The sequence below is a fragment of the Fluviicola taffensis DSM 16823 genome, from assembly GCF_943372375.1.
GTDB lineage: Bacteria > Bacteroidota > Bacteroidia > Flavobacteriales_D > Crocinitomicaceae > Fluviicola > Fluviicola taffensis_A.
Genome location: NZ_CALRYJ010000013.1, coordinates 67,374 through 84,123, shown reverse-complemented (window position 1 = coordinate 84,123; position 16,750 = coordinate 67,374). Strand labels below are relative to the sequence as shown.

16 protein-coding genes are annotated in these 16,750 nt (G+C 38.8%); 13 read left to right on the top strand and 3 right to left on the bottom strand.

The window, feature by feature from the left end:
• The first annotated feature begins 50 nt into the window (after positions 1-50).
• The 5 genes from AAG807_RS16305 to AAG807_RS16285 all read left to right on the top strand — a co-directional run bounded on the left by AAG807_RS16305 (position 51) and on the right by AAG807_RS16285 (position 6,432).
• On the top strand, positions 51-833 hold the full coding sequence (locus AAG807_RS16305) for an alpha/beta hydrolase-fold protein (protein WP_341906241.1): 783 nt from the start codon (positions 51-53) through the stop codon (positions 831-833).
• Positions 834-1,019: 186 nt separating this feature from the next.
• Positions 1,020-2,081 (top strand): ketoacyl-ACP synthase III, encoded by a 1,062-nt coding sequence (locus AAG807_RS16300; protein WP_341906237.1) that lies wholly within the window; start codon positions 1,020-1,022, stop codon positions 2,079-2,081.
• Positions 2,082-2,276: 195 nt separating this feature from the next.
• The gene (gene lodA / locus AAG807_RS16295; RefSeq protein WP_341906234.1) at positions 2,277-4,319 is read left to right on the top strand and encodes a CTQ-dependent lysine 6-oxidase LodA; all 2,043 of its coding nucleotides are present in this window, start codon (positions 2,277-2,279) and stop codon (positions 4,317-4,319) included.
• Between the two features lie 11 nt (positions 4,320-4,330).
• Entirely contained in the window at positions 4,331-5,446 is a 1,116-nt protein-coding gene (gene lodB, locus AAG807_RS16290) for a lysine-epsilon-oxidase maturase LodB (RefSeq protein ID WP_341906231.1), read from the top strand.
• Between the two features lie 71 nt (positions 5,447-5,517).
• Positions 5,518-6,432: a T9SS type A sorting domain-containing protein gene (locus AAG807_RS16285; protein ID WP_341906227.1), complete on the top strand. Its 915-nt coding sequence runs from the start codon at positions 5,518-5,520 to the stop codon at positions 6,430-6,432.
• 75 nt (positions 6,433-6,507) lie between these two features.
• Here AAG807_RS16285 and AAG807_RS16280 read toward each other — a convergent pair whose 3' ends face one another.
• Positions 6,508-7,515 carry a transglutaminase domain-containing protein gene (locus AAG807_RS16280; RefSeq protein WP_341906224.1) on the bottom strand — a complete coding sequence of 336 codons (1,008 nt, stop codon included), beginning with the start codon at positions 7,513-7,515 and terminating at the stop codon, positions 6,508-6,510.
• 73 nt (positions 7,516-7,588) lie between these two features.
• Between AAG807_RS16280 and AAG807_RS16275 the strand changes: the two genes are divergently transcribed.
• Together AAG807_RS16275 and AAG807_RS16270 are read left to right on the top strand one after the other, a co-directional pair.
• Positions 7,589-7,723 (top strand): hypothetical protein, encoded by a 135-nt coding sequence (locus AAG807_RS16275; protein ID WP_341906222.1) that lies wholly within the window; start codon positions 7,589-7,591, stop codon positions 7,721-7,723.
• 154 nt (positions 7,724-7,877) lie between these two features.
• Entirely contained in the window at positions 7,878-8,327 is a 450-nt protein-coding gene (locus AAG807_RS16270; RefSeq protein ID WP_341906219.1) for a hypothetical protein, read from the top strand.
• A 142-nt stretch (positions 8,328-8,469) separates the two neighbouring features.
• Here the strand turns inward: AAG807_RS16270 and AAG807_RS16265 are convergent, their stop codons facing one another.
• Together AAG807_RS16265 and AAG807_RS16260 are read right to left on the bottom strand one after the other, a co-directional pair.
• Positions 8,470-10,575, bottom strand: a complete 2,106-nt coding sequence (locus AAG807_RS16265) for a hypothetical protein (RefSeq protein WP_341906216.1) — start codon at positions 10,573-10,575, stop codon at positions 8,470-8,472.
• A 309-nt stretch (positions 10,576-10,884) separates the two neighbouring features.
• Positions 10,885-11,874 (bottom strand): transglutaminase domain-containing protein, encoded by a 990-nt coding sequence (locus AAG807_RS16260; RefSeq protein ID WP_341906214.1) that lies wholly within the window; start codon positions 11,872-11,874, stop codon positions 10,885-10,887.
• Positions 11,875-12,121: 247 nt separating this feature from the next.
• On the opposite strand from AAG807_RS16260, the gene rpsL reads away from it, so the two are divergent.
• The 6 genes from rpsL to rplD all read left to right on the top strand — a co-directional run bounded on the left by rpsL (position 12,122) and on the right by rplD (position 16,744).
• Positions 12,122-12,502 (top strand): 30S ribosomal protein S12, encoded by a 381-nt coding sequence (rpsL, locus tag AAG807_RS16255; RefSeq protein WP_124744417.1) that lies wholly within the window; start codon positions 12,122-12,124, stop codon positions 12,500-12,502.
• Between the two features lie 15 nt (positions 12,503-12,517).
• Entirely contained in the window at positions 12,518-12,988 is a 471-nt protein-coding gene (rpsG, locus tag AAG807_RS16250; protein ID WP_124744418.1) for a 30S ribosomal protein S7, read from the top strand.
• A gap of 3 nt (positions 12,989-12,991) precedes the next feature.
• A complete protein-coding gene (fusA, locus tag AAG807_RS16245) occupies positions 12,992-15,097 on the top strand; it encodes an elongation factor G (RefSeq protein WP_341906207.1) in 2,106 nt (701 codons plus the stop codon).
• A 12-nt stretch (positions 15,098-15,109) separates the two neighbouring features.
• Positions 15,110-15,415: a 30S ribosomal protein S10 gene (gene rpsJ / locus AAG807_RS16240; RefSeq protein ID WP_013685556.1), complete on the top strand. Its 306-nt coding sequence runs from the start codon at positions 15,110-15,112 to the stop codon at positions 15,413-15,415.
• A gap of 88 nt (positions 15,416-15,503) precedes the next feature.
• Positions 15,504-16,118 carry a 50S ribosomal protein L3 gene (gene rplC / locus AAG807_RS16235; RefSeq protein WP_294861391.1) on the top strand — a complete coding sequence of 205 codons (615 nt, stop codon included), beginning with the start codon at positions 15,504-15,506 and terminating at the stop codon, positions 16,116-16,118.
• The gene (gene rplD / locus AAG807_RS16230) at positions 16,118-16,744 is read left to right on the top strand and encodes a 50S ribosomal protein L4 (protein WP_341906201.1); all 627 of its coding nucleotides are present in this window, start codon (positions 16,118-16,120) and stop codon (positions 16,742-16,744) included. Before rplC ends, rplD begins: the two co-directional genes overlap by 1 nt.
• Positions 16,745-16,750: the final 6 nt, after the last annotated feature.

Genomic DNA, 16,750 nt, shown 5'->3' with positions numbered 1-16,750 from the left:
AACAAAATTACATTATTTGATTAATTTCATGTTCGAAAGCCAAATCATCCATGATTCAAAATAAGCTGTTTTTCTTTTTATTTGTATCCCTTCCTTTAGCGGGCAGCGCTCAATCCCGATTTTTCACGGATTCACTGTTCAGCAGCAGCTTAAATGAATACCGCAGGATCACTATTTATCTTCCGGATAAATACGATGAACATTCAATTGTTTATCCCGTAATTTATACTACTGATGGTCAGTTAATCACCGATTTTTATCGAAAAAGCATGGATTCGCTGATTGAAAATAAATTAACAGCGCCTTTTATACTGATCGGTTCTCATTCTAATGAACAACCGGTTGGCGGGGTGGAATACAGGAACCTGGATTACATGCGGATGAAGTATAATCCCGAATCTCCTTTGACCATCAGATTCAATGAGCATATGAAATTCTATTCGGAGGAATTGATCCAATATGCAGAATCCAACTATCGGGTTTCCATAAAACCGCAAGAGCGTATTTTTTATGGGGTTTCAAATGGTGCAGATTTTGGTGTTTCTCTTGCACAGGATCATCCGGAATTGGTTAAGTGTTTTATACTCTTCTCAGTTTTTGGAGGAACAGAGAAACCGTTCAAATGGAAGGAAAAGGATGGGATTTATTTTTATCTGGGTTATGGTATAAGGGAAATGCAGCATGTTGAAGAAGAAGCCCTTCGAATGGAAGAATACTTCATAAAACGTGGGATTTCTCATTTCCTTGTTACCTGGACAGGTGGGCATGATCGGAAAGAATGGGAATTGGCCTTTTTTAAAGCCTTGGTGAGACTGGAAGAACAATTAAAATAGAATTTGAGCTAGTAAAAATTACTTTTTTTGCCTGTCTTTCCTATAAAAAACATTAAAAAAACACCATCCCGTTAAATTGTTCTTACCTTTGATCTGAGCGCCCTACTCTGAAGGAAAAAACAAGCCGATAGCAATCATCGGTACCCCAGAGCTTCTGTAATTATTTATTAACGTTTTTAGTTGAGCATGAAAAGTGTAATTACAGGTGTCGGAAGATACATTCCGACTGTTATCAAAACAAATGGTGACTTCGCACTTCACAAATTTTATGATGAAAATCAGCAGCCTATTCCATTGAATCCTGAAGTGATTGCCCGCAAGTTTGAGACCATAACAGGAATTGAAGAAAGAAGGTATACCACTTCCGATATGAATTGTTCGGACATGGCAACCAGTGCCGCAGAAGATGCCATTCAAGATGTGAATTGTGACCGCGAGACAATAGATCAGATTATCGTGGCGCACAATTTTGGAGATGTGGTTAAGCATACGATCCAAACAGATATGATTCCTTCCATTGCTTCACGGGTAAAGCACAATCTGGGAATCAAGAATCCCAATTGTGTAGCATACGATCTGATATTCGGTTGTCCGGGTTGGTTACAAGGACTGATTCAAGCACATGCATTCATTCAGGCGGGAATGGCAAAAAAATGTTTGGTCATTGGAGCCGAAGCTCTCAGTCGGGTATTGGATCAGCATGATCGCGACAGTATGATTTTTTCCGATGGAGCAGGGGCAACCATCCTCGAATTGCAGGATTCAAACTCAGGAATACTTTCCTTTAGTGCACAAAGTCATTGTGAAGATGAGGTGACTTATCTCAATCTGGGAAAATCAAACTTCCCTGAATCCGACCCGCGCATTCGCTACGTGAAAATGAAAGGAAGAAAAGTTTACGAATATGCAATCAAGAATGTGCCTTTAGCAATGAAAGATTGTTTGGATAAGGCCGGAGTTTTAATCACCGATGTGAAGAAGATTTTCATTCATCAGGCAAATGAAAAACTGGATGAGGCTATTGTTCGTGAACTGTTCAAGCTCTATGGTGTTTCTAATATGCCGGAACATCTGATGCCGATGAATATTCATAAGCTGGGAAATAGTTCTGTTGCAACGATTCCTACCTTGTTAAGTATGGTGAAACGAGAGGAAATGAACGGATATAAAATCACAGAAGGAGATATTGTGTTGTTTGCTTCCGTTGGAGCAGGGATGAATATCAATGCAGTTTGTTATCGGGTTTAGGAACGCACCCGTAACTTGAGCTATTAAACCTATTGATGGATAAGAGATTGTTTTGTTTAAATGATCTTTTAATATGCCGCTCTTTTAAATTGTTGAATATTTAGTCTTTGAAAATATTTAAATAATGAAGTAGAATGTTTATTTTGGTCACAAGGGTGTGAAAAGCACTTAAGAACCATTATTCACTTCACTATTATGAATTTAAACATTCATCCATCACTAGGTGTTGCCCGGTTGGGAAACAGTCCTGGACAATTTTATCTCGCTCCGGATGCAATCGGAGGATTACCCTATGAATCTGACAGTCTTGGCAACAAACTCGGTCCTGTAGTACGTTTTAAAGATGCGGCAGGAAGAGTAAGGAGGCAGGGACAGCCATTTTCCATTTATGACGACAATGGGAATGAAGTTACGGTAAAAACGGCTAACGTAGCAAGCATCGAATGGACTGTTCATTTGGCTAATAAAAAAGCTGCTTGGTATCAGTACAGCGAATTAGAAGGAAACCTGCTTTTCGGTAATGAAAACAGTTATGAAAACAGAAAGGTAGCCTTCAGAAATCCGGATGTTTCAGGAGATGCCCGCCAACAATTGATCATTGATCCCGGACCGCGAACTGTTTCGGGCGCTGAGGCTTCTGCCAGTTTCACCCAGGATTCTGTTCCTGACGGATATCCTGCATCTTTTCCACCGTCAAATGTTGAGTATGGCACTCCGATTTTGTCTCTGGGTAATTTACAGACAGATAGTTACGGAAGGTTAATTGTATTGGGTGGTTACGGAAATGCCGGAGGAGATGAACCCTTGACAAGTTACGGAGGTTCGAATACCTGGCATGACGATATTTCAGACGGTCCCGTTTATTGTACAGTCAACTTTAATGACGGAACACCTGCTGTTAATCTTCAGGCATGGGTAATCGTCGGCTCACCGGATTATGCTCCTGAAATTGTCAATATTTCTGCCCTAAGTGATACAATGTTGGACGTTGGGATAAGAAATTTTAATCTGATGCCGGATGTTTACTCCGATAATCAATGGAATACAAATTACAAGGTGAATTTTCAACGCGACATTTTGCCGATTATTCAGCGAATGGCAAATTATCAATGGGTAGCTAATGTGCAACCAATGACAGCTTTGACAAGTGCAATATTTGACTTTTCAGATGCCTCGGATGCAAATATGATTAACCGGATGAAGTATCTTTCCTACTTCCGTCAACCAAATGGAACTAGTGATCCTTCTCCGAATCAACCTTCCGGAACCCTGTTTTTAGAAAATGGACCAGATATTTTTCCAATGATGCCTTTGAATTCAGGAAGTAATTCTGTTAGTAATGTTACAGTTGTAAAGTTTCTTTCACTGAATGAAACGCAGTATTTTTTCATGGAACAATGGGCTAATGGGAAATTTGAGAGTAATCCTGATTTTACACCTTATCCTGTTAGTTATATGGATATGGCAGCAGCTGGAAATTGCGTCGGTTTGCCGATGTGTCCCGGAATTGAAGTGACATGGAGTTTACAAAATCCGAGTATTTATAAAGCTCCTTTTGTAATAGCAGATGAAAAAGGGAAGAATGGCTACAATCAAACAGGATTGAATCCGTCAAGAGATGAATGTGAAGGGGGAGGTTGTCAGCCTGGAGATTTAACGAAAAGAATGGCTTGTCCGTGGCAGGCAGATTTCTTTCAGTGTACAATTCAGTATATCAACTTTACAGTTCCTGCAATTAATAAAGAAGCCGGGCAGCCTTTACCTCCGGCTTATTATTCATACTGGTGGCCACCTCAAAGTCCTTGGGATGTATTGGTTGGAGATATGACAATAGAAGAGCAATCATTTACAGATTTTAATGTTCCGATGGGACAGCAGATGAATTATGCGCGAGGAATAAATAGTTTTGTTCAAATGGTGGAACACTGGTCTGCTTTGGCATTTATCCGCAACAGAAACTCAGGTTCTTTTGGTTATCCTTATTTCACGGAAACAGAACGAAATAATGTCTTGTTTACTTTTGAAGAAGTTCCTGTTAGTCAGATTAGCGGAAACACTCAAGATAGTGAAACAACTATTCCTGTCTATTACATTGATCCGAATATGGAATCTGTTCAGGCAAAAGGTAATAAAGGAATGCTCTTGGTTTCTGCTTTGGAACAGAGGGCATTCAAAGCTATTGAGGTTGCTGCCGGAGGATTGGGAATGCCTCGTTCAGGAACGCGTGCACGCCGATAATTTGAAAGGAAATGTTTCAAACAGATGTTTTAATCATAGGTGGAGGTCCTGCAGGGGCCTCCACTGCTTTGGGATTGTTGGCTTACTCTGATTTGGAGGTCGTTGTAGTAGAACATTCAGATCTGACTTCGGAACGGGTTGGGGAACATGTGTCCGGGGCTATCTTTCCTCTGCTCAATTATCTGAAGTTAAGCAGGCAAGATTTCGAATCGGATACGTTTATTTCCTCACACAGTCATTCTTCCGTTTGGGGAAACCCGGAAAAAGTAAATAGGGATAATATTTTCACAACAGAAATAGAAACCTATCAGCTCAATCGCATTCAATTTGATTTGAAGTTGCTGGAGACTGTTTCAGAGCGGGGTGGCTTGGTTTTCCCTAGAACGAAATGTAAAACCTATGTATCGAATGAAGATGGTTGGAAGGTTACATTACAACATCCGGAACGAGATGAAATAACAATTCAGGCTAAGTTTTTGGTAGATGCTACCGGAAGAAAAGCGAGTGTTGGCAGAATATTGGGAGTTGAAGTCCAAAAGAAAGATAAGTTAACCGGAGTTGGTATGCACATGAAGTTATCAAAGCCTTGTTCGATTAAGCAAACCATCGAAGCAGTAGAAAACGGCTGGTGGTACCATGCCTTTCTCCCAAATGGAATAGCCACTGCAGTTTTCTTTTCCGATGCGGATCTGATTTCTGAAAATAAATGGAGTACGACAGAGAAATGGCTTGAGGAATTGGGAAAAACAGTTCATGTTAAAGAATCTCTTGATGAATATCAGTTTTTGACTTCGACACCATGGGTAAGAAGTGCTTCCAGTCAGTATACGGATGTAAGCGGGGTTCCAAGATTTTTGGCTGTTGGTGATGCTGCTGCTGCCTTTGATCCGATTGCGTCATTGGGAGTGGGTTTTTCGATTTCCAGCGCATGTAATGCATCACTGGTGATTAAAAATGAGTTGATTTCGGGAGATGAATCAGGTGTTGAACAATTCAGGGAAGATATCCGAAAGCAATTTATTCAGTTTGAATCTACATATAAGTACTTTTACAGCAAAGAGAAAAGATGGTCTGATTCCTTATTTTGGAAGCGTAGAAATGAAGGTTTAGAAAAAAACAGTCACTAATTTTTGAGGAATTTATTTTCCCGATTTTTCTAAAGTTGTATTTTTAACCGTTAACCTCATAAATCATCGACATGAAAAAAAGTTTACTATTCATTTTTGCATTGATCAGTTTGTCTTCGTTGGCACAATCTATTTGGACCAAAGGAAACGCCGTTTGGCATTACCGTTTTTTCAACGTTGGGGAAACCGGATATATCAAGGTTTGGGAAAATGGGGATACCACTCTTTTGGGGAAGCAGTGTACGAAACTGAAAGCAGAAAGACACAGCTTTATGCTGACAGGACCTAACGGTAATTATTTCGAATCCGTAAGCGGTTATATTTCAGGGATTGTTTATACTTCGAATGATACGGTTTTTCACTGGGACGTGGATCACTTTTCCGTGCTTTATGATTTTTCAGCGACAATGAATGATACCTGGTATTTGCAAACCGGCGGTTCTGCTTTTGGATGTAATGATACATCTATATGCGTGGTTCAATCCGCAGCAACGGTTACCATTGGCGGAGAGAATTATCCGGAACTAACTTTGAGCCATGCCCCCGGCTCCAATGTATATTTATCAGGAAAGGCAAACTCTCGCTTTGGATCCTCAGAGGGTTATTTACTTCCCTTCCCGACCAATTGCGACAGCTCTATCGTTGAATACGATCAGGTAAGCTTTATCTGCTTTGAAGATGATAGTTTGTACTACAATCCGAATAGTCAGTCATGTGAAATGCATCTTGGAGTGAACGAAGCCGAATTAAATCATGTTTCTGTCTTTCCCAATCCTTCTTCCGGAAAGATCGAATTGCTATCGGATATACCTTTAAGGAATATTCAGCTTGTTAATGTGGTTGGAGCATTATTGAAAGAGTTTGATATGAATCTGACTTTAACAGAAATCGATCTGACGGAATTGCCTCAGGGAACCTATTATTTGAAAATCGAAAATTCAAACGGAGCGCATAGTATCAAACCGATTCAAATTTCGGGAAGATGATGGACTGAATTTGATTCGGAAATTGAAAGCGACTTTTTGGTCGCCTTTTTTATTTAAAATTTTCTCCAGATTATTTTATTTGCTTTCTGGAGCAACTTCTTTTAGCAGTTTTATTTGATAACTAGAATAGTTAATCCCTTTTTTCGCATTATTAATCCATTTCATTCCATAAGGATTATTAAGCTTTGAAAAAACGGTAATTGATTTGTCATACCAGATAATTGCAGCCTCATGATGTTTAATCTGATTTGAATTGTGACTTATTGTCCATGCTTTATTGTAATAAGCGTCACCTACTTCAATAAGGTTAGCAGTAGCCGAATGGAAATTGTAAATACTAATGGCCGAGATTATTCTGCGATCTAAACTGTCAGCAGCTATATAGGTTTTTAAACTGTCAAGGTAATTGTATTTGGGAAGTGTGAGCTTAAGCATGTTTTTGATTGAATCATTCGATGTAAAACTTTTCATTGTAATTGGATTGTTTCGTAATTGCCATCTTGGATCACCTGGAAGATGTGTACTGAGAAAGGAATCAGGCTCAGCAAATATTTCCTTAATTTCAAGTTTCTTGAAAAAGGTAAGAGTACTTTTAACTATATCAACATATCCGCTAGACCAGGTCGCATCAATAAAAAGATATTTGCCATCAGCTTTAACAATATTCCATACATGATCAGGATCTTGAAAGGGTTTGTTTTTTGAATAGCCATAACCTTTGGAATAACCAGAAACAAGATGGCATTCGATCTTAATGGATTCGCACATTTTTTGCAAAAGCTCAGCATAGTTTTGACAAACACCTTTTTTTGATATGAGAATTTTATCCGTGTCAGTGTCTTTACCGGATATATAGCTTTCTGTATCGTATGCAATATTGTCTGCTATCCAGTAACAAAATAATTCAACTCGTTGCGTTTGCGTATTTCCTCCCTTGTAGAGATAATCTACTAATGTTTTTAGATTTTTGGATGTGTTTTCAGGACAAGCTTTGGCATAATTGTTCAACTTTATATCTAACTTTTCTAATGCATCTGCAGTATGAACTGTGAAAATCAAAAAGGTAATTAGTATAAACCGCATGTGTTGTTATGATAATTTGTATTCAAAGGTAAGTCAATTCCTATAAATTATTCATCAGTACAATAAATTGACATTGAAAGAATTTGATGCGAATTTGACTTTAACAGAAATTGATCTGACGGAATTGCCTCAGGGAACCTATTATTTGAAAATCGAAAATTCAAACGGAGCGCATAGTATCAAACCGATTCAAATTTCGGGAAGATGATGGACTGAATTTGATTCGGAAATTGAAAGTGACTTTTTTGCTTTGTATGAAATGCGAACATTTTTCACAATACTCCATGTTTATCCATTAACTAACAGCGAATTTGAGAGATAATCTTATTTTTGCCTTCATACTTTTACCGCTGTAATCTATTATGAAATTAATCACGCTCTGGTCCATCATCATCAAAATCTTTGGAGTCTACTTTGCATACGGCACGATCATGATGCTCGTTTTTTCTTTGGCAACCTTTAATATAGATAAGGCAGGTCCCGCCGGATTCGCTGTTTTTATTGTAGAGGCTGTTTTCGCTTACATGTTTTTATTCCGGACAGATTCTGTTATTAAGCGGTTTCATCTGGAAGAATCCATTCCTGAAAAGAGAATCGATGCAAACATTGAAAGCAGTAAAATTTTACAGATTGCGATTGCGGTTATTGGGATTTACTCATTGACTCAAAGTATCCCTGAATTTTTGGGGAATTTACAGTTGTTCGCTTCTAAACTGACATTGTTGTCATTGTTGAAAGTTATCTTGGGCTTTTTGCTTGTGACTAAAAGTTCTGCACTTGAGCGGTGGGTATCTAGGAATCAAAGTAAGTAGAGAATTATTTGAAAATTCAAACGGTCAATTGATGGTTAAACCAGTTCAGCTTCTGAATAAATAATAATGACTTGACAAAAACAAATAAAGCAACTTGAATAGAGCTGCTTTATTTGTTTTAAATTCTAGTTTGTTTTCCTGATTAATTGGTTACTAACAGCCTTATTACTTCTGAAAAACCATTTCGGTAAGTAATGCGTATCAATGCAACGCCATTACTCAATTCCTGCTCTACAAAGTTACTTGCTTCATGAATATCGAATGAACTGATCTCTTTCCCTTCGCAGTTGTAGAATGTCAATGCATCTCCTTTTTTCAGTGCCTTCCCGAAGATGATAGTTCCTGAATTATATCTGGCATATTGCTCTGAAGATTGAGTGTTAATGGCAATGATTTCGCTTCGTTGCTGTTTTCCATCACGGTCTACCGACAGTAATTGATAATAATTCATTCCCGGATTCGGATTTGGATCAACTGCTGAATATTCTTTTCTTGAGTTGGAATTCCCTTCTTCAACATAAATTGTTTGAACAACCTGCTCCGTCTTGTTATAAGGATCTACATTGAGAACTTCAAATTGGTTGAGGTTGGTTTCTGAAAGTGTGGTCCAAGTCAGTAAAACATCATTATCCATCATGGAAGCTTGCCAGTTTAGCAATTCAATGCCTAGAGGATAAATACAAGTAGGGTCAACATGATAAGTCGGATTTCCCGGATCATCGAAATCAATAAAACTTCCGTTTCCACCCAATGAGTTTGGTGCATAAGTTACAGATTCGTTTGTTCCGCTAAAAATAGCATCCAGTGTTCGTGTTCCGGTACCGCTATTTGCAAATCGTCCGGCTGTACTGGTATTGTTGCAGAAAACCGCATAATATTGTTGTGTTGAAGGACACTGAGGAGAATAATCAAATACGTAGGAAGGTGTTTGTCCTGTAAAGACCACAATGATTTGTCCTGCCGGGATCGGATCTGCATAAGTAAACAATGCGCAACCCGCGAGGGTATTTAATTGAGCGATGTAAGCCGCATTGTTGCCAAGCGTATTTGTTCCGCAACCGGAATTACAATAAGTTCCTCCTGATGGAAATGCAAGTGAAATGCTGTTTACTGATAAAGGATTTGCACCGTTCTCGATGATTACTTGCTCATCTAATCCTTCCACACTTGAGCAGGCATCTGCCAGAATCGAACGGATTTGAGGAGTGTTGCAATTGGATTGGGTTGTAAAGGAATAGGTAGCTACTGATGTAATCTGATATGATTCATCGCAGTTGACACTGGTTCCGTTGTATTCGAAAACTTTGAAATAATAAGTTGTTCCGGAAGAAAGTCCAGTTACAGTAACAGTGTTCCCGCTTCCATTCATTACGACGTAGTTTCCCGCTCCAATCGTTGATCCTGATCCATACGACGCATTTGCTGCATAGCTTGTTCCGTTCACAGGCGTATTGGAGAAGTTCGTCAACGAGATGACTCCGATTCTATTCGCTCCGTTTCCTGCTGTAAAGCTCAATTGAGAACTTGTACAGAAATCGGTAGAGATAATCGCGCTTGCATTTGTTGTGGGTGCTGCCCCGGGCGAACAAGGAGTAGAGAGTGTTCCGATTAGTTTTACATTGTCAATCGTCCAGCGTTCTGCTGCAGCGTTGTTATTTGAACGGATGCGGATTTGCACTTGTGTACATGAGTTCGGAAGATCCAAATGAACGGTAGAATAACCGTCTGTTGTTCTGTTACCTGAACCTGTGGGTGCAAAATTGGTGGCCGTATTATTTCCGTCATAGACAGCTGTTGCCAAACCTGTTCCTGTACTGTAATGCCAGTATGCATTACTAGTTGAGCTTCCGGTAACCTGGATTTCATTGGAATAAGTTGCACCACCGTCAAAAGAGATGTCCAGATTGACTGCGTCAGAAGCTTCAGCACCATTGCCTGTTGATCCAATAGACCAGGATGCTAAACGGAACTCAACATACTTAGTTGTGTAAGATGCTAAACCGCTTATATTGGTAAAGGTTAATGTAGATGTTGTATTAATTGTACCAAAAGCTGTTGTTGCGCTTGTATAAACGGTTGATGAAGCCGGTCTGTCACCGGCAGCGGAGTTTCCGGTAACAGTTGCTCCACCTGTATTGGAGTAGCCCCATACTGGAGTGCCTCCATCAAAATCCTGAGTAGCAATAGTTGTTTGAGCAGAAATAGAACCAAACAGGAACAATAAGGAGGAGGAGAGAAATAACTTCATATTGTAGCGAATTTTTTTGCTAAAGTAGTGTAGGTGTAATCAAGTTAAAGTTAAGGTAAGATTAATTTTCAGTGAGCCTAAACTCTTGAAAATTGGAATATTCAGATGTAAAACGATTTAGTCTTGTTTAGAAAATCTTAAATTTTAGTAAACTATTTCTTGGTAATTTTGTAAAAGATCTGAAACAATTTAAAAAAGGGGTTTTTTAAAGCAAAATCCGAAGAAATAAAGCTTGTTAGCATCCGATTATTTTTCTGAAATTAGTTGACTGGAATTTGGTCACTTTTTTCATTTGAAATTTTCTCTGAATTATTTCATCGACTTACTTGGAGCAGCTTCTTTTAGTTTTTTTAGTTGATAGTTGCAATGGGTAATTCCTGTTTTCGCATGATTAATCCATTTTACTCCGTAAGGATTGTTAAGCTTGGAGAAAACAGTAATAGACTTATTATACCAGATGATTGCAGTTTCATAATTTTTAATCTGATTTGAATTGTGACTTATTGTCCATGCCTTATGGTAATAAGCGTCTCCTACTTCCGTAAGATTAGCATTAACCGGATGAAAATTGTAAGTACTAATAGCTGAAATAACTCTACGATCCAAGCTGTCAGAAGCAATGTAGGTCTTTAAACTGTCAAGATAATTGTATTTGGGAAGAGTGAGTTTTAGCATGTTTTTGATTGAATCATTCGAAGCAAAGCTTTTCATTGTGATTGGATTGTTTCGTATTTGCCATCTGGGATCACCAGGAAGATGTGTGCTGAGAAAGGAGTCTGGCTCAGCAAATATTTCCTCAATTTCAAGTTTTTTGAAAAAGGTGAGAGTGCCTTTAACGATATCAACATATCCGCTAGACCAGGTTGCATCAATAAAAAGATATTTGCCATCAGCCTTGACAATATTCCAAGCATGATTAGGATCTTGAAAGGGTTCGTTTTTTGAATAGCCATAACCTTTGGAATATCCGGATACAATGTGGCATTCGATTCTAATAGATTCACACATTTTTTGTAAGAGTTCAGCATAGTTTTGACAGACCCCTTTTTTAGAGATGAGAATATCATCGGTGTCGGTATCTTTTCCAGAGATATAATTTTCCGTGTCATACGCAATATTGTCCGCTATCCAGTAACAAAACAATTCAACTCGCTGGGTTTGTGTGTTCCCTCCCTTGTAGAGGTAATCGACTAATGTTTTTAGATTTTTTGATGTGTGTTCAGGACAGGCTTTAGCATAATTATTCAACTTAACATTTAACTTTTCTAGTGCATTTGTTGTTTGAGTTGTGAGAATCAAAAAGGTAATTAGTATAAACCGCATATGTTGTTATGATAGTTGCATTCAAAGTTAAGTCAATTCTCATAAATTATCATCAGACTATGAATTGACGTGGAAGAATACTATATCAACATTAATTTGTTCAAAAACAGCACTTTTTTAGCAAATTTCTTGCATCCTAAGATTTTCTCTCTATCTTTGCACCCCTCAAAGTGTGTTCTTTGGGGAATATTATATTTATTAATTATCAAAATTTGAGTACTGTATGCCAACTATACAACAGTTAGTGCGAAAGGGAAGGACTGCGGTAGTAAAGAAATCAAAGTCAGCGGCTTTGGATTCTTGCCCGCAGCGCAAAGGAGTATGTGTACGTGTGTACACCACTACACCTAAGAAGCCGAACTCAGCTATGAGAAAAGTAGCGCGTGTTCGTCTTACCAACGGTAAAGAGGTGAATGCCTATATCGGTGGAGAAGGTCACAACTTACAAGAACACTCATTGGTTCTTGTGCGTGGTGGAAGGGTTAAAGATTTACCAGGGGTTCGTTACCACATCGTTCGCGGTGCGGAAGATACTGCAGGTGTTGAAGGCCGTTCACAACGTCGTTCTAAGTACGGAACAAAACGTCCAAAAGCTAAGAAATAATAAAACTTTGAAGAGATGAGAAGAAGAAAAGCGAAGAAGATAGCCATACTCCCAGATCCAAAGTTTAATGACGTTGTAGTAACAAAGTTCGTTAACAACTTAATGTATTCTGGTAAAAAGAATTTGGCATTTAAAATTTTCTACGACGCGTTAGAGATCGTAGATAAAAAATTAGAAGATCAAGAAGGATTAGAAGTGTTCAAAAAAGCATTGGAAAACGTTACTCCATCAGTGGAGGTTCGTTCTCGTCGTGTTGGTGGAGCTACTTTCCAAATCCCTACTCCTGTTCGTGAAGGACGTAAACAATCATTGGCTATGAAATGGTTAATTGGTTACGCTCGTAAACGTAATGAGAAATCTATGGCTGGTAAATTAGCCTCTGAAATTATTGCTGCTTCAAAAGAAGAAGGTGCTGCTTTCAAAAAGAAAGAAGATACTTTAAGAATGGCTGAAGCTAACAAAGCATTTTCACATTTTAGATTCTAAGAAATGGCAAGAGATCTTAAATACACAAGAAATATTGGTATCGCAGCTCACATTGATGCTGGGAAAACAACAACTACTGAGCGTATTCTTTACTATTCTGGTGTAAACCACAAGATTGGTGAGGTTCACGACGGTGGAGCTACAATGGACTGGATGGAGCAAGAGCAAGAACGTGGTATTACCATTACTTCTGCTGCTACAACAGTAAATTGGAAATATAGAGGAGATAACTACCACATCAATATCATCGATACTCCGGGACACGTTGACTTTACAGTTGAGGTGAATCGTTCGTTACGTGTATTGGACGGGTTGGTTTTCTTGTTTTCAGCAGTTGATGGTGTTGAGCCTCAATCTGAAACAAACTGGCGTTTGGCAAACAACTACAATGTTCCACGTATCGGTTTCGTTAACAAAATGGACCGTCAGGGAGCAGATTTCTTAAACGTGTGTGCACAGGTGAAAGAAATGTTGGGTAGCCATGCTTTACCATTGCAAATCAATATTGGTGACGAGGATAACTTCAGAGGAGTTGTTGACTTGATCAACTTTAAAGGAATTGAATGGAACGAGCACGATATGGGGATGACTTTTCAAGAAGTTGAAATTCCTGCAGATATCGTTGACGAAGCAAGACGTTTAAGAAGTGAATTATTGGAAGCAGTTGCTGAATTTGACGAGACTTTGATGGAGAAATTCTTCGAAGATGAGAATTCATTGACAGAGCGTGAGATCTTGACTGCATTACGTGCAGCTACAATCTCAGGAAAAGTAGTTCCGATGATGTGTGGTTCATCTTTCAAAAACAAAGGTGTACAGGCAATGTTGGATATGGTAATGGAAATTCTTCCTTCTCCATTGGATAACGGTTCCATCGTTGGAGTCAATCCTAAAACAGATGAAGAAGAAGAGCGTTTACCATCTTACGATGCTCCATTTGCTGCATTGGCGTTTAAAATTGCAACGGATCCTTTCGTAGGTCGTTTGTGTTTTATCCGTGCTTACTCAGGTAAATTACCTGCTGGATCATACGTTTACAATACACGTTCAAATCAAAAAGAACGTATTTCTCGTATCTTCCAAATGCACGCAAACAAACAAAATCAAATTGATGAGTTAGGTGCTGGTGATATCGGTGCTGTTGTTGGATTTAAAGATATTCGTACAGGAGATACATTGTGTGCTGAAGGGCATCCGATCATTCTTGAATCTATGAATTTCCCTGATCCGGTAATTGGTATTGCAATTGAGCCTAAAACTCAAGCAGATGCTGACCGTTTATCTAACGGATTGAATAAATTGGCTGAAGAGGATCCGACTTTCCGTGTAAATACGGATGAGGAGTCAGGACAGACAATTATCTCAGGAATGGGTGAGTTGCACTTAGACATTATCGTTGACCGCTTACGTCGTGAGTTCAAGGTTGAAGTAAATCAAGGTGCTCCTCAAGTAACATACCGTGAGGATATTACAATTCCTGTTGAACACCGTGAGCAGTATAAGAAACAATCTGGTGGACGTGGTAAATTCGCGGACATTTTGGTTAAGATTTCTCCACAAACAGATGCTGAGAAAACTGGATTAGAATTCGTTAACTCTATCAAAGGTGGTAACATTCCTCGTGAATTTATCCCATCTGTTGAGAAAGGTTTCAAAGAATCTATGAAAAATGGAGTTTTGGCTGGATTCCCTGTTGAAGCAATGAAAGTAGAATTGATTGATGGTTCATTCCACGCGGTCGATTCAGATTCATTGTCGTTCGAGATGGCAGCTAAAATGGCATATCGCCATGCATTGAAAGCATGTAAACCAATCTTGTTGGAACCGATCATGAAATTAGAAGTGATTTGTCCGGAAGAAAACATGGGAGATATTGTAGGTGACTTGAACCGTCGTCGTGGTATGATGAAAGGTATGGATGATAAAGCAGGAGGTAAAGTTGTTAAAGCTGATGTTCCTTTATCTGAAATGTTTGGATATGTAACGCAATTGCGTACGTTATCGTCAGGTCGTGCAACGTCTTCTATGGAGTTTTCGCATTATGCAGAAGCGCCTAAGAACGTAGCAGAAGAAGTGATTGCAAAAATTAACGGAAAAGTATCCGCTTAATACAAACGAGTAATGAGCCAAAAAATTAGAATTAAATTAAAGTCGTACGACCATAACTTGGTTGACAAATCGGCTGAGAAAATCGTTAAGACGGTTAAAGCAACAGGAGCAGTAGTTAGTGGTCCAATTCCACTTCCAACGCACAAACGTATTTACACAGTATTGCGTTCTCCACACGTTAACAAAAAAGCGCGTGAGCAGTTCGAATTGTGTTCTTACAAACGTTTGTTGGATATCTACAGTTCTTCTTCTAAAACTGTTGATGCGTTAATGAGATTAGAACTTCCTTCGGGAGTTGATGTAGAAATTAAAGTGTGATGAAATACTCTGGTCGGGGTGAAAATTTTTCACCCCGACATTGAGATTTACATCACTTTAATAATTTATAATTTATAATTAGTAAAGTATGCCTGGAATTATTGGTAAAAAAATCGGAATGACTAGCGTCTACAGTGCCGAGGGTAAGGCAACGCCATGCACAGTAATAGAAGCTGGTCCTTGTGTAGTGACTCAGGTTAAGACACAAGATCGAGATGGGTACGAGGCAATTCAATTAGGATTTGGAGAGCGTAAAGAGCGCAACACTCCAAATGCATTGAAAGGTCATTTCAAAAAAGCTAAAACAACACCAAAATCTAAATTGGTAGAGTTTAAAGGTTTTGACGGACTTAATCTTGGAGATGTAGTGGACGTTCAAATGTTCGAAGAAGGTGAATTCGTTGGAATTGCTGGAACATCAAAAGGTAAAGGTTTCCAAGGAGTTGTAAAACGTCACAATTTTGGTGGTGTTGGACAATCAACTCACGGTCAACACAACCGTTTGCGTGCTCCTGGTTCAATTGGTGCTTGTTCTTATCCTGCACGTGTATTCAAAGGAATGCGCATGGCTGGACAAATGGGTAACAAACGCGTAACAGTAGAGAACTTGGAGGTATTACGTATTTTGGCTGACAAAAATTTAATCGTAGTTAAAGGTTCTATTCCAGGACCTAAAGGTTCAACCGTAACAATTCAGAAATAATGGAAGTAAAAGTAATTGATAGCAAAGGAAAGGCTACTTCCAAAAAGGTAACCTTGTCTGACGGAATTTTTGGAATCGAACCAAATGATCACGCAATTTATTTGGATGTTAAGCAACATTTGGCGAATCGTCGTCAAGGAACGCACAAGTCTAAGGAAAGAGCTGAGATCGCTGGATCTACCAGAAAGATTAAAAAACAAAAAGGTACGGGTGGTGCTCGTGCTGGTAGTGTTAAATCTGGTACACGTGTAGGTGGTGGACGTATTTTCGGACCACGCCCTCGTAACTACCACTTCAAATTGAATATCAAATTAAAGCGTTTGGCACGTAAATCTGCTTTCGCTTATAAAGCAAAATTGGATTCAATTTTAGTAGTAGAAGATGTAGCGCTTGCAACACCAAAAACAGCAGAATTCAGATCGATGTTATCGAACTTGAACTTGTTAAACGAGAAGGTGTTGATGATCGTAGGAGCAGGTAACGACAATGTTTACTTGTCTTCACGTAACCTACAACGCGTTAAAGTTGTATCTGCTGATTCGGTTAACACATACGATGTGTTGAATGCGAAGAAAGTTGTATTAACAGAAAGTTCAATCGAAGTAATCGAAAAGATTTTAAATTAATTGATG